Here is a 12577-nt window from a genome sequence, read left to right on the forward strand (position 1 = left end):
ATCCCGTCTTATTTTTCAATTGCGCCTTCTAGTGAAGCTGTTTCTTTCAGCGGTAATACGGTCTTGATAGCAGCTAGTTCAAAAGTCAAGTAAACTCCATCTACATCAAGAACAATCGTTCTCTTCTCAGTATCTACTTCATCGACTGTTCCGTAAAGTCCACCGATTGTAATCACTTCATAGCCTTTTTGTAGTTTATTTAAGCTTTCCATACGTTTTTGTGCTTGTTTCTTTTGAGAGCGTTGCATAAAGAACATCAAGGCAAACATCGCTACAAGCATAATTAAAAATGTATAATTTGGATTCATTTTCTTCTCCTTTGTCTTTTACATAGGACTACTATATCAAATTTCAGCTACTTTTACAAGATTGTACCTTGCTTTTCTAGTAAGAAAAACCAGAGCTTGCGCTCTGATTCTTAGGGTTATTTCAAATTTTGAACGACTTTTACAAGATTTTCAACAGTAAAGCCATATTCTGCCAATACTTTTGGTGCTGGAGCAGAGGCTCCGAAGGTATCAATACCTAGAACGGCACCATCTAGTCCAACATATTTGTACCAGTTTTGAGTTGCACCCATTTCGACTGCGACACGACGACGAACTGCATTTGGAAGAATTTCTTCCTTGTATGCTGCATCTTGTTTATCAAAGACATCTGTAGATGGCATACTGACTACGCGGACTTTTGCACCTTGACTAGCCAATTCTTTGGCAGCTGAGACAGCAAGATTAACCTCTGAACCTGTCGCAATCAAGATGGTATCAAAGTCTGCTGCATTTTCATAGACAACATAAGCACCTTTTGCAACCTTGTCGAAGTCTGTTCCTTCTTCAACAGTCAAGTTTTGACGTGTCAATACAAGGGCAGTTGGTGTTTTTTCGCTTGTCACTGCAAGGTACCAAGCTGCTTGCGTTTCACGCGCATCTGCTGGACGGAAAACATTCAGATTTGGCATGGCACGAAGACCTGCTAAATGCTCAACTGGTTCATGAGTTGGACCGTCTTCCCCAACTGCGATTGAATCGTGGGTAAAGACATAAGTCACAGGAAGTCCTTGCAAAGCTGACAAGCGGACAGCTGCCTTCACATAGTCAGAGAAGACGAAGAAAGTTCCACCGTATACACGAAGTCCACCGTGAAGGGCCATCCCGTTCAAGATCGTTCCCATGGCAAATTCACGAACACCAAACTGAATGTTACGGTTCAAGCGATTGGCATCGTCTTGAAGTCCGTCAGTCTTGATATAAGTCATGTTTGAGTGAGCTAGGTCAGCTGATCCACCTAGGAAAGTTGGCAACTTAGCCGCTACAACGTTTAAGGCATCCTGACTCGAGTTACGAGTTGCTTGAGAGAAGCCATTTTCTAATGCTGGGAAGTCTGCTGGAGTCACTTCAACTGGATCACGTCCATCGATGATAGCCTCTACTTCTGCAGCCAATTCTGGATGCGCTTCTTTATAATCAGCAACTAATTTAGTCCAAGCTTGATAAGCTGATGCGCCACGGTCTGCAACATTTTCCTTGAAATCTGCATAAACTTCAGCTGGGATTTCAAATGGTTCATAGTCCCAACCAAGAGCTTGGCGAGTTGCTGCAGTTTCATCTGCTCCAAGAGGAGCACCGTGTACGGCATTAGTCCCTTGTTTGTTTGGAGAACCGTATCCAATAACCGTCTTCACTTCAATTAAAGATGGTTTGCCTGAAGCTTTTGCTGTTTCGATAGCAGCATGGATTGCTTCCAAGTCTGTTCCATCTTCAACCAAGGCAGTATGCCAACCGTAAGCATTGTAACGGTCACGAACACTTTCTGTAAAGGAATCCTTTGTCTCACCATCCAAGTTGATGTCATTTGAATCATAAAGGACAACCAACTTATCTAGTTTTTGCAAACCTGCGTATGAAGCCGCCTCACTTGAGACACCTTCCATCAAGTCTCCGTCTCCACAGATAACATAAGTATAGTGGTCAAAGATATTGTAACCTTCACGATTATATTTGGCTGCCAAGAAACGTTCTGCTTGGGCAAAACCAGTGGCAGTTGAAATCCCTTGACCTAGGGGACCTGTTGTAGCATCAATTCCTGCTGTATGGCCAAATTCTGGGTGCCCTGGTGTTTTTGAACCCCATTGACGGAAGCTCTTGATCTCATCCATACTAACATCTTCAAAACCAGAAAGGTGAAGAAGAGCATAAAGAAGCATTGAACCATGACCTGCTGAAAGAATAAAGCGGTCACGGTTAATCCAGTTGGGTTGAGCTGGATTGATACGAAGTTGTTTTGTAAAGAGGCTGTATGCCATCGGAGCCGCTCCCATAACCACACCTGGGTGACCTGAGTTGGCCTTGTTGATAGCGTCAATACCTAGGAAACGAATTGCATTAACAGATAGATTTGACATAGAATTTCCTTTCTATTTGAGGTGATTATTGAATCACACATTCTATTTTACTATTATATGAAAAAATACATAGAATAGCAATTAAACAATTCGACGTAAATAAGTATTCTATTTGCTATCCTCTAGTCGCCTGATAGTAGGGAAGTAAGCGTTCATATGCTTCTTCTAATTTTTCTAAAATGGCTTCTAATGATTGATTTTCAATAAAAGAAACATCTGCCTTCACTAAAACTTTTCGGATTTCTTGACTGCTTACCTTCTCACGCAAAGTACGACGATTTTCTTCGTTCGCTTTCCATCTTTGACTTTGACCATCAGAGTAGGCTAGATAATAAATCCCTTCTACCACTGGAACTTCTAGGACCTTGGCCTGCTTGCCTAGAGTTTGCTCATCTTTTTTGCGCTCGATGAAACTGACTTCTAGTGAGACTCCAAAATCAGAAGAACTTCCGTACAAACGTAAAGCCATCATAGGTTCTGTCACTTGTCCGTCTCTCTGTAGATAAACCCCAAAATGCGATCGCAAACGCTGCGCTTGATTCATCCACTGGCTAGTTTGTTGGAGTTGCCATTCTGGATGATTTACCTGAAAGGCTTTAGCCAATTCTGTAAAATCCTTTCGGGCCTCTTGTCCTTTGTGGCGGAATTCCAGCATTTTCTCTCGTTCTTCCCCAGCTTTATCTGGATTACGGTACTGTAATCCTGCAAAGTCTAGATAGTCTCTTATCTTATTCAACATTAATTTAATCTCCTCCAGCTAGCAAAAAATCAGGAGAACCCTGATTTTGTTTATTCTGTATCTACAACGACATAGCGATTTGGCTCATCACCCTCAGAGTAACTAGTCACGCCATCCATACGTGAAATAATACGATGAATAATCTTGCGTTCACTATTTGACATAGGATCTGTTTGATGACTACGTCCTTCTTCTAAAACACGAGTCGCCAATTTTTGCGCATAGGTCTGCAAGACTTCTGCACGGTGTTCGACATAATCATTGACATTGATTGTAATGTAGAAGGTTCTTGAATAGCGGTTATAAAGATAATTTTGAGCCAATAACTGCAAGGCTTTCAATACTTTACCATGATAACCGATAATACGCCCTGGCTCGTTGGTATCAATTTGCAGATTGATGCTACGACGGTTATAATCATTTGAAAGTGTGGCTTCAACATCCATGTCATCAATAATCGTTTGAACATAAGTCGTTACTTCCGTAGCTACTTGTTCAATATCAAAGCTCGGTTCAACCTTCAAGCCCAAGTCTTCTAGTTCTTGACTTTCAGTTTGCTCAGTTTGGCTTTCAATAATAGGTGTTTCTACTTCTTCGAGAGCAGTTTCTTCAAGTTGTAATTCATTTAAAATCTCAATGTGACCAGTTTCTTCTAAGATAGTGCTGGCATGTCTTTCATGTTTTAAGATTTCAGCCTTGACTTCATCAGAAATACCTTGGCCTCCCTCTTCAATCTTTTTAATTGCTTCTACAACATGCCCCAAATCAACCGTTGCTTCACTGACTGTTTTAACAGGCTCATTCAAATCATTAATTTGCTTTGGAACTCCCTTTACAGCTTGTTGGTTTGCTTTTACAACTGTCGTTTCACTAATAGCATCGATATCCACTTGGGCTGGTTTTTTACCAAATAAGCCAAGAAACCCTTTTTTCTCACGAGAAATGACTTTGATATGAGCCTTCATTCTTGGAATATCTAATTCTTTCAATCCTTTCTGGATTGCTTCTTCAACAGTTGAACCTGTAAATACTACCATTACCAGATTCCTCCTTATTATTTCGTTTTCTGAGCCTTTTTCTTGGCTTTTCTTTTTCTATTTTCCAAATCTTTTTGTGCCTGTACTACAGCCTCACGCTCTGCGATAATCTTGAATGGATTGTTCAAGAAATAGGTTTGCAAGACTTGATAAGCATTGGACACCGCCCAGTAGAGAGCGACTCCGCTCGGAGCATAAACCCCAAAGATAAAAATCAAGACTGGAATCCCATACATCATCGCAGTCGTAGCCCCATTACGCTCAGACAAGGCTTTGTTGGACAACCAAGTACTTAAAAAGGTGAATACTGCTGCTAAAATCGGAAGAACAAGGGTTGTATCCACACCACCAAGGTTAATCCATAAGAAATGACCTGTCTTTAAAAAGTCAACTCTTGATAGAGCTTGGAACAAGGCCAAGATAACCGGCATCTGAATCAAAATCGGCCAAAGAGAATCTGACTGTCTGACACCCATTTCTTTAAAGACTTTACGCATTTCTTGCTCTAGCTTGGTTCTGCTTTCCATATCTCGACCTGGATATTGTTCTCGAAGCGCCTTAATGCGTGGTTGAGCTTCCTGCATTTTTCTGGAAGCCACCATTTGCACTTGAAAGACTGGCAAAAGCAGTGTACGAATCAAGACCGTAAAGAGAATAATCCCCACTCCGATACTGATATCAAATGATAAAAAGCGAATAATTTCCGCAAAGAAGTAAACAAATTTACTCCAAAAATCAGCCGAATCGGCTGTAATATCGCTAGTTGCCCCATTTGTTGCACAGGCTGTCATGATCAATAGGGACAGTCCTAGCAAACTAGTCAACTGTAGTTTCTTTTTCACTCCCATTTCCTTCCTGGTAAATCTTTGATAATTTTAATACGTGGAGTAGATTTTTCTCCATCTCTGCGTATCCCAAGGTTTCGACCCCTTTTCGAGCAATGACAACAAAGTCGACATCTTCTACCAGACTCCCTTTGGCATTCTGGATAATATGCCGAATCCGTCGCTTAATTTGATTTCTAGTGACGGCATTCCCCAGCTTTTTGCTAACTGATAGACCTACTCGAAAATGGTTTTTCTGGTTTTCTAATTGGTAGACAACAAATTTGCGATTGGCAAAACTTGTCCCCTCCTTGAAAATCGCCTTAAAATCTTTCTCTCTTTTTACACGAAAGTTTTTCTTCAAAACTCAACTCCATCTATTAAATTACTACTATTATACCATATTTTTCAAAAAAGCCAATCATAGCAAGGTTTTGGACATTTCCATCAGAAAAAGAAGCTGGAAAAATCTCTTTTCCAACTCCTTGTACGGAATATTTTTACTAGTTTTACTTATTTTTTCAAGCGTTCAACGTCACGGGCAATGACCAATTCTTCATCTGTTGGAATAACCAGGACACGTATTTTCGCTGCCTCTGTTGAGATGTCTCCTGTCACACCAAAGACATTCTTTTCTGGGTCAACATCACAGCCAAACCAAGAGATACCTGAGATAACATCTTCACGTACATTTGCAGCATTTTCACCGATACCTGCAGTAAAGATAATAGCATCTGCTCCATTTAGGACCGCAAGGTATTGACCGATATGTTTTTGGATACGGTCAACATACATTTCATAGGCTAAAGTGGCATCGTGGTCCCCTTCTTCCATAGCAGCAATCACATCACGCATATCACTGGATTTACCTGAAACCCCCATTAGTCCTGATTCACGATTAAGAACGTGACTAATGTCTTCAGGCGTGTTAAAGTCCTCTGTATATTGCATTAAGTAAGGAATGATAGCTGGGTCAATATCTCCTGTACGAGTTCCCATCATCACACCACCAAGTGGAGTGAATCCCATTGAAGTATCAACAGATTGACCGCCCTTAACTGCTGTAATAGAAGCACCATTACCGATGTGGCAAGTAATCAATTTCAAATCTTCTAATGGACGTCCCAAGAGTTTTGCAGCTTCTCCTGCTACAAACTGGTGACTTGTACCGTGGGCACCATATTTACGAACCTTGTTTTCTGTGTAATATTTTGTTGGCAGAGGATAGCGATAAGCTTTCTCTGGCATAGTTGTGTGGAATGAAGTATCAAAAACAACTACACTGGTAATGTCTGGCAACAATTCCTTGAAGGCACGAACACCTGCTGCATTGGCTGGATTGTGGAGAGGAGCTAACAAGCTCAACTCTTCAACTTTTTCTAAAACATCTCCCTCAACGACTGTTGATTCTTTAAAATATTCTCCACCTGCAACAACACGGTGTCCAACACCTGTAATCTCATCATAAGCCTTGATAATATCGAAACGAATCAAATCATCCAATAAAATTTTAACAGCTTGTGTATGATTTTCGATATCCAAAATTTGTTGTTCAGAACGGCCATCAAATTTTACAGTTGAAATTGAATCTTTCAAACCGATACGTTCAATCAACCCTTTCGCCAATACTTTTTCTTCTGGCATTAAATATAATTGCCATTTCAAACTTGAACTTCCCGCATTGATTGCAATTGTTTTTGTCATAACATGATACCCCTTTTTAAGCGTTTTCATCTATTATAACAAAATCTATTTTATATTTCAGTACCTTGAGTCCATTTTTGAAAATTTTCTTTAAATTTCATTAAAACACTTGCATCTTGCAAACTAGCAAGTGGATAAACAAAAGGATCTACTGCTGTTTCACTTTTCTTCTGTAAGATAAAAATAGTCTTAGATTGTTTAGCATTAGCAAAGAGATTTTCAGGCAAACTAATCATGGCAACTAGATTCGCCTCCTCTTTCAACCAGCCTTTCAATAAATCACTTTGAGGACTGGTCAACAAATCACTCGGAGCTAGAAAAATAGCGTAGCCATCTGATTTGAGGTACTTAAGCCCTTGTTCCATGAGCAAGTGATGGGCGTAGGTATGTTCTTGACTAGAAGCAACTTGATGGCGCGCTGCAACGGCATCATCAGGATAATAGCCAACAGGCAAGTCGCTGATGACCACATCGCTTTCTTTGAGCATTTGTGGACGAACGGCATCTCCTTGGACAAAGCCAGCCTGCAAACCAATCACATCTGCCATGCTAGCTGCTAAATCAATCAGCAAATCATCCACTTCCATTCCCAAATAATCCACTTTTTTAGCCAGCGAGGTCAAGAAAGTAGCGCCCAAAATTCCCATCCCAGAACCCATTTCGAGGATCGTAATCTCCTCCTCTTTAAACAGCTCTTCCACAATAAACACCAAAAGTAAAGCAATAGCATCTGGTGTAAACTGGTGATTAGCCTGCAAGGGTTCTGTTTGCCCAGCCTTCATCAAGAGAAACTGATAGGTCTTGAGCCATTCTTCTTTGCGAAGCGCTAAACGCTTAAGAGCTTGATTGTTCTCCTTGACCTGATTTAGCTCAGTTTCACCATCCAGATAGATGCTGTTTTGCTCCACCAGGGCGTCATAAAAATTGGTCGCCAAATCACTTTGGATGATTTGGACATTCTCTAGTAAATAGGTATAAGCTTGTTCAATTTTTTCAAAATCCATATTCCTATCTTATCAAATTTCCCTTCTTTTTTCCATCCTTATAGAAAAATCACTCCCTGACTAGGCGAGTGATTTTTGGGCTACTGTTAAAAAGAGTTCTGAGTAATTTCCTTGAAACAGGTCTTCGGCACTATAGAGAATCTGACTATGCACAGATGAAAAACCATGCTCCATTAGCTTGTTTTCCAGTTCACTTAAATCAAATCCATGATGGTTAGCTTCCGTCTTGGTAAAATCGGCAATAAGGAGTCGCCCATCTCCCTTCAAATGCTGATGAAACAGTGAGAGAGCCGCATCCAAATCAGGCATATGATGAAGAACCCGACAAACAACAATGAGATCAAACTCTTGCTTCAAGGGATTTTTCAGTAAATCTTGCTCCAAAAGCTGGATATTCTTGATTTCTTGCTGTTCTGCTTTCAAACGAGCTTGCTCCAGCATTTTCTCAGAAATGTCTACAAGAGTGACAGACTTAGCCTGCTTGGCTAGGGGCAAGGCTAATAGACCTGTCCCACCACCAAAATCCAGAATTTCTTTGTCTGACAGAAGATCAATCTGTTTCTCGACCGCTTGACAAACCAAGTTTGCGAGGAAGATATTTTTAGTTGAATCAAAAGTTTCTGCTTTGTGGTTAAAATCATGTTTCATATTTTTAGTTTAGCACAAAGTAGCTTGATTGGCTAGGAATTCTCTTTCTTTTCAGACTTCTCTTCTGATTTTTTCTTTTCCGCTTTTTCGCTTGAATCAGTCACTACCTTTTCCTTTTTATCCGTTTTCTCTTCTTTGATTTTGACGGAAGGAAAGATGAACTCATATTGACTCTTAGGCGTACGAACCCTTGTCACCAAGCTTGTTTTCTTGTTTTGATAGCTTACTTGACCTAGGTTAAAGACCTGTTCCCCACTTTCTTTCTCAGCTTTATCCTTGGTTCGCTTAGCCATGGCAAAAGCGATTAACTTTTCTTTATTTAAAGCATAATCTTGATAGTGGGCGACTTGTCGGTTCAAGTAAAATTGTAACAAAAGGCTAAAGATGGCTGCCAGGGTGACTGCATAGAGGAGAACACCTGCCTTAACTTTTTTCTTTTTCCACACGATAGATGAACTCCCTTTCTAAGCCTTTTTGAAACTGGAAACGAAAACGAACCACTTGATTGTCCTCTGTAATTTGAGCTGATTTGAGTCCATAAACCATGGGCTGATAACCTCGTCCACTGGCATCGGTTTTTCGAAAATCGTCCGATTTAGACTTGCCTATCGCAATTTCCTTGCCATCCTGCCTCATATAAATTCGATTGCCTTCTACTTTTTCGAACTGCGAACGGTCTAATTCTGCCTCCAGCTGGTCCACAAACAAGAGCCACTCTTTTTGCTCGCTTTGCTGCTGGTAGCGAACTTCTGAAATGAGGAGCTGACTCATGGCTTGAAAGAGAAGTAAGCTTCCACTGATGACAATGAGGGCAAGCAGGGATTCTAACAGGGTAAAAGCCTTGATCTTATGGCTCTTTGATAGCCAATAACTGTTCTGAACCATGGTAGACCTCCAATCCCTTTTCACTAGAAAACACCTGAATCTCAACTCCGTTGATGTTTACCTGATTTTGACCTGTCTGCAGGGCCATCTTAGCTACACGCAAGACTTCTTCTTTCTGCAAGATTTTTGCTTCTTCCTGCCTATTTTTCTGAATTTGGCCCAAAAGGAGGGTCGCGATGCTGGCAAAGATAGCTAGAGCGACCACTGCTTCCAGTAAAATCACTGCCCTAATTTTTTGTTTCCTTAATGCGTTTAATTTTTCCATTTCCTAGATATAATTGATAACGAATCGCTCCTTTACTGGTCTGAAATTCAACCTTGGCCAGGGACGAATTGCCCCCAGCTCGGTCAAATGTAATACTTTGGCCGGATGGTGCTTGAATGCCTTTAGGAACTGTCAACTTTTGACTGCCATTGCTAATCGTCTGCCCATCTAAGTTTAGACTAGTCTTTTGCTGACTAGCTACACTGCGTTTTTGGGTTTCCCGATAGAGTTCTTCAAACTCCATAAAGAAAATCTGCTCCTCTACCGCCGCAAAAGTGGACTGAACAGAGCCAGACAAGCCCAAGGCAACGATACTCACAAGTCCCAAAACTAAGAGGCTTTCCAGCATGGTAAAGGCCTTAATCATTGACTTTACGATTTGCTCCTCCATTTTTAGCATAGTATTCATTATAAGCTTTAGCCTGTTCTTCTGTGATTCGCCCATCTGCTTGTAACTTACTTAGGCTAGCATCTTCATTTTTATCCAAGCTATAAAGCTCTGCCTGGCTTTCCACTACCTTAACAACAGCAGCTTTTCCTTTGTCATTGACCGCCTCTTTTTGCTTGGTCAAATTAGGTACAAAGAGCAAGAGAAGCACACTGATGATTAAAAGGACCACTAACATCTCTACCAGTGTGAAAGCCTTCACTTTCGCTTTTTTCAAGAATGTCATCATTTTTTTCATTTTAAAAATTTACCTCCATATTTTGATACATGGGCATTAGCATTGCCGCGTAAAGTAAAACGATAATAAGAGCCACAAAGATAAAGACTAGTGGCTGTACTAAGTTCATGGTGCGATTGACTCGGGTAAAAAAGGCCTCCCAAGTTTTTTCAGCATAGATTTCCAACTCACTACCCAGCTTGGACTTGACTTCCCCATACTCGATGATGAGACTCAACTCCTTTTTAAAGAAAGGATAGGTTGCTATGGTTTGAGAAAATTCGCGACCATTTTGTAGGGATTGAGCTAAATCTTGACCGATTTCTTTAAAGAGCTGGGAACCTTGTTCCTGCATCATTTGAAAAATCTGCGTCAACTCCAGCCCTTGAGAAATCATATTACCCCACTCACGCGCATAATAAGCTGTCAGATAAGTCTGCACAAAGATTCCAAGAAAAGGAAGGCGTGCTAGGATAGAAAAGACGCGCATCTTAGAACTTCTTTTATAAAAAGTCAGTGCTAAAAGGGCAAGTATGGAAACAAACCCTACCATTCCTAGAAAGATTTGTGGCAGATTGCCAATAATTTGGGTGGCAATATTACTACCATCCAGTTGTGGTAGTAGGTAGTTACGTAGCCCCAGCATGATTAAGAGAAGAAATCCCAGTAAAATCAAGGGATAGGTCGCTACTTCAATTAATTTTTTCTTGACCTTGGCTAGATTGTCTAGATACTCTTCTATCTTTCCCAAACTCAGGTGAAGATTCCCATGAACTTCAGCTAGGGATAACTGGGTGACAATGGCACTTGAAAAACCCAAACTTTCCATCATTTCTGAGAATGATTTCCCCTGAGACAAGCCCGTGCGCATCTTGGTCACACACTGCTTGTCCAACAAAGCACTCCTATCTAAAAAGGAGATAGTCTCCACCAGATGAAAACCGCTGAAAAAGAGATTGTTAAACAAGGTGATGATATTTTTTTGCTTAGCTGTAGCTAATTTTTTCCGTTTCAGCCTGAAGGCTTGTGATATGTCCATCTTTAAGAAGCTGGTCAATCTGCGCATTCCAGCTAGTTGGCTGGTGTTCTTGATAGTCTTTGTTTGCAAAGTCAACGATTCCTCCTCCCCCGATTAATCTCTGGTAGCAGACTCCTTGCAGAACGACTGCTAATTCCTCTTCACTCACGCCCAACTCCAGCAAGCGTTCATAAACACCTCGAATACTCTTGGCATGAATGGTTGAAAAGACTGTCGCCCCTGTCAAACTGGCTCTGACCACTGCACGCGCTGTCTCGCTGTCCCGAATTTCTCCGATAATCAAGAGGTCAGGACGATGACGCAAGGAAAGTTTGATCAGATTTTCATAGGTCAACCCGATTGCTTCATTTAACTGCAACTGGAGCATATCCTCTTGTTTGATTTCTACCGGATCTTCAATGGACATAACTTGTTGTCCCTTAAAAAGGGACTTGGCCAATTCATGCATCAGGGTCGTCTTGCCACTTCCGACCGGACCAGCAAAAAGATAGAGTCCCCGTTGCCTGTACTGCTTGCCCAATTCTTCAATATCCTGAAACCAAAAATGCAAATCCTGCTCCTCATCATGCAACAAGCGAATGACTAAACTCTCATGCCCTCGATAGTCTCCTACAGTAGATAAACGTAGGGACGCCATCTTATCATCATAGGCATAATCGCAGGAACCAAGCTGACTACGTCGCTTTTCTCCCACATTCATACCTGCCACAAACTTGAAATGACTGATGACGGCCGCAAATTTTTCGAAATCATAGCAACCAATTTTACAGCGCTCGTCTCCCACCCTCATATGAAGCTCATAGGCGTCTAACTTAGGGACAAAATAAATATCCTGCGCCCCTTTTTTCCGAGCCGAACGAATGATTTCTTGTGCAATTTCTTGAACCATACTTACCTCCTCACCTATACTATTCGCAAAGAGTTGGAAAAATAAAAAAAGCAACTCTAAAAAAGTTACTTTTTCTCTATTTTAATTTCATACGGCAAGAACGATGCCTTTCCTTACCTGTTTGTTTTTCATATCCTGGGCGTAGTTTTTCATCTGGAATAACCTGCTCGTCCTGCAAAAGAGCCAAAGAATGGTATTGTTGCAAATACTCATCACATTCATCACACCAGCGTTGATCTTCTGGATCCCAAAAAATAGTCATCAAGTCACTTCTACTTTTATAAAGAGGGGATTCTTGTTCCAATCTAAACCAGCAAGTTTTGTAGTATTTGAGAGCATCATAATACTGGTCAAATTTCTTACTTGCTACAATGTCTTCTTCCCAACCTTCTAAGAACCACCAAGGTTCAAAATCTCCGTACATTTCTATAACACGATACATATTCATTCATTCCTTTGTATCGTATATTATAACTA

At 40.9% G+C, this 12577-nt stretch carries 17 protein-coding genes; all 17 read right to left on the reverse strand.

Annotated features, from left to right (window positions below; translation table 11 throughout):
* Positions 1 to 8: 8 nt before the first annotated feature.
* The 17 genes from yajC to OCF95_RS09360 all read right to left on the reverse strand — a co-directional run bounded on the left by yajC (position 9) and on the right by OCF95_RS09360 (position 12542).
* Positions 9 to 308 carry a preprotein translocase subunit YajC gene (yajC, locus tag OCF95_RS09280; RefSeq protein WP_004257425.1) on the reverse strand — a complete coding sequence of 100 codons (300 nt, stop codon included), beginning with the start codon at positions 306 to 308 and terminating at the stop codon, positions 9 to 11.
* A 116-nt stretch (positions 309 to 424) separates the two neighbouring features.
* Positions 425 to 2401: a transketolase gene (gene tkt / locus OCF95_RS09285; protein WP_261068175.1), complete on the reverse strand. Its 1977-nt coding sequence runs from the start codon at positions 2399 to 2401 to the stop codon at positions 425 to 427.
* Between the two features lie 115 nt (positions 2402 to 2516).
* Positions 2517 to 3140 (reverse strand): ribonuclease P, encoded by a 624-nt coding sequence (locus tag OCF95_RS09290; RefSeq protein WP_261068174.1) that lies wholly within the window; start codon positions 3138 to 3140, stop codon positions 2517 to 2519.
* 50 nt (positions 3141 to 3190) lie between these two features.
* On the reverse strand, positions 3191 to 4177 hold the full coding sequence (gene jag, locus OCF95_RS09295; protein ID WP_261068173.1) for an RNA-binding cell elongation regulator Jag/EloR: 987 nt from the start codon (positions 4175 to 4177) through the stop codon (positions 3191 to 3193).
* Positions 4178 to 4194: 17 nt separating this feature from the next.
* Positions 4195 to 5019, reverse strand: coding sequence for a membrane protein insertase YidC (locus tag OCF95_RS09300; protein WP_205008289.1), 825 nt, complete (start codon positions 5017 to 5019; stop codon positions 4195 to 4197).
* On the reverse strand, positions 4994 to 5365 hold the full coding sequence (gene rnpA / locus OCF95_RS09305; protein ID WP_000739245.1) for a ribonuclease P protein component: 372 nt from the start codon (positions 5363 to 5365) through the stop codon (positions 4994 to 4996). Before rnpA ends, OCF95_RS09300 begins: the two co-directional genes overlap by 26 nt.
* Positions 5366 to 5514: 149 nt before the next feature.
* The gene (locus tag OCF95_RS09310) at positions 5515 to 6705 is read right to left on the reverse strand and encodes an acetate kinase (RefSeq protein ID WP_033681099.1); all 1191 of its coding nucleotides are present in this window, start codon (positions 6703 to 6705) and stop codon (positions 5515 to 5517) included.
* A gap of 50 nt (positions 6706 to 6755) precedes the next feature.
* Positions 6756 to 7709: a class I SAM-dependent methyltransferase gene (locus OCF95_RS09315; protein WP_261015173.1), complete on the reverse strand. Its 954-nt coding sequence runs from the start codon at positions 7707 to 7709 to the stop codon at positions 6756 to 6758.
* Between the two features lie 60 nt (positions 7710 to 7769).
* Positions 7770 to 8357 (reverse strand): class I SAM-dependent methyltransferase, encoded by a 588-nt coding sequence (locus OCF95_RS09320; protein ID WP_261015177.1) that lies wholly within the window; start codon positions 8355 to 8357, stop codon positions 7770 to 7772.
* Positions 8358 to 8389: 32 nt separating this feature from the next.
* The gene (comGG, locus tag OCF95_RS09325) at positions 8390 to 8803 is read right to left on the reverse strand and encodes a competence type IV pilus minor pilin ComGG (RefSeq protein WP_261105293.1); all 414 of its coding nucleotides are present in this window, start codon (positions 8801 to 8803) and stop codon (positions 8390 to 8392) included.
* Positions 8781 to 9242 (reverse strand): competence type IV pilus minor pilin ComGF, encoded by a 462-nt coding sequence (gene comGF / locus OCF95_RS09330; RefSeq protein ID WP_261105294.1) that lies wholly within the window; start codon positions 9240 to 9242, stop codon positions 8781 to 8783. The genes comGG and comGF overlap by 23 nt, the downstream gene beginning before the upstream one ends.
* On the reverse strand, positions 9205 to 9507 hold the full coding sequence (comGE, locus tag OCF95_RS09335; protein WP_000413380.1) for a competence type IV pilus minor pilin ComGE: 303 nt from the start codon (positions 9505 to 9507) through the stop codon (positions 9205 to 9207). The genes comGF and comGE overlap by 38 nt, the downstream gene beginning before the upstream one ends.
* Positions 9470 to 9874, reverse strand: coding sequence for a competence type IV pilus minor pilin ComGD (comGD, locus tag OCF95_RS09340; RefSeq protein ID WP_257994519.1), 405 nt, complete (start codon positions 9872 to 9874; stop codon positions 9470 to 9472). The genes comGE and comGD overlap by 38 nt, the downstream gene beginning before the upstream one ends.
* On the reverse strand, positions 9867 to 10193 hold the full coding sequence (gene comGC, locus OCF95_RS09345) for a comG operon protein ComGC (RefSeq protein WP_000738643.1): 327 nt from the start codon (positions 10191 to 10193) through the stop codon (positions 9867 to 9869). Before comGC ends, comGD begins: the two co-directional genes overlap by 8 nt.
* 1 nt (position 10194) lies before the next feature.
* Positions 10195 to 11211 carry a competence type IV pilus assembly protein ComGB gene (gene comGB, locus OCF95_RS09350; protein ID WP_261105300.1) on the reverse strand — a complete coding sequence of 339 codons (1017 nt, stop codon included), beginning with the start codon at positions 11209 to 11211 and terminating at the stop codon, positions 10195 to 10197.
* Positions 11159 to 12100, reverse strand: coding sequence for a competence type IV pilus ATPase ComGA (gene comGA, locus OCF95_RS09355; RefSeq protein ID WP_261105296.1), 942 nt, complete (start codon positions 12098 to 12100; stop codon positions 11159 to 11161). Before comGA ends, comGB begins: the two co-directional genes overlap by 53 nt.
* 76 nt (positions 12101 to 12176) lie before the next feature.
* A complete protein-coding gene (locus OCF95_RS09360) occupies positions 12177 to 12542 on the reverse strand; it encodes a DUF1033 family protein (protein ID WP_000286405.1) in 366 nt (121 codons plus the stop codon).
* Between the last annotated feature and the right edge of the window lie 35 nt (positions 12543 to 12577).

The sequence above is a fragment of the Streptococcus mitis genome (assembly GCF_946188615.1).
Classification (GTDB): domain Bacteria; phylum Bacillota; class Bacilli; order Lactobacillales; family Streptococcaceae; genus Streptococcus; species Streptococcus mitis_BZ.

Bases quoted from the DNA above. Each gene is read 5' to 3' on its own strand.
- yajC (WP_004257425.1), bottom strand. From the start codon at position 308: ATGAATCCAAATTATACATTTTTAATTATGCTTGTAGCGATGTTTGCC.
- OCF95_RS09360 (WP_000286405.1), bottom strand. From the start codon at position 12,542: ATGTATCGTGTTATAGAAATGTACGGAGATTTTGAACCTTGGTGGTTC.
- OCF95_RS09310 (WP_033681099.1), bottom strand. From the start codon at position 6,705: ATGACAAAAACAATTGCAATCAATGCGGGAAGTTCAAGTTTGAAATGG.
- comGC (WP_000738643.1), bottom strand. From the start codon at position 10,193: ATGAAAAAAATGATGACATTCTTGAAAAAAGCGAAAGTGAAGGCTTTC.
- OCF95_RS09290 (WP_261068174.1), bottom strand. From the start codon at position 3,140: ATGTTGAATAAGATAAGAGACTATCTAGACTTTGCAGGATTACAGTAC.
- tkt (WP_261068175.1), bottom strand. From the start codon at position 2,401: ATGTCAAATCTATCTGTTAATGCAATTCGTTTCCTAGGTATTGACGCT.
- comGD (WP_257994519.1), bottom strand. From the start codon at position 9,874: ATGATTAAGGCCTTTACCATGCTGGAAAGCCTCTTAGTTTTGGGACTT.
- OCF95_RS09315 (WP_261015173.1), bottom strand. From the start codon at position 7,709: ATGGATTTTGAAAAAATTGAACAAGCTTATACCTATTTACTAGAGAAT.
- comGB (WP_261105300.1), bottom strand. From the start codon at position 11,211: ATGGACATATCACAAGCCTTCAGGCTGAAACGGAAAAAATTAGCTACA.
- comGA (WP_261105296.1), bottom strand. From the start codon at position 12,100: ATGGTTCAAGAAATTGCACAAGAAATCATTCGTTCGGCTCGGAAAAAA.
- jag (WP_261068173.1), bottom strand. From the start codon at position 4,177: ATGGTAGTATTTACAGGTTCAACTGTTGAAGAAGCAATCCAGAAAGGA.
- comGF (WP_261105294.1), bottom strand. From the start codon at position 9,242: ATGGTTCAGAACAGTTATTGGCTATCAAAGAGCCATAAGATCAAGGCT.
- OCF95_RS09320 (WP_261015177.1), bottom strand. From the start codon at position 8,357: ATGAAACATGATTTTAACCACAAAGCAGAAACTTTTGATTCAACTAAA.
- comGE (WP_000413380.1), bottom strand. From the start codon at position 9,507: ATGGAAAAATTAAACGCATTAAGGAAACAAAAAATTAGGGCAGTGATT.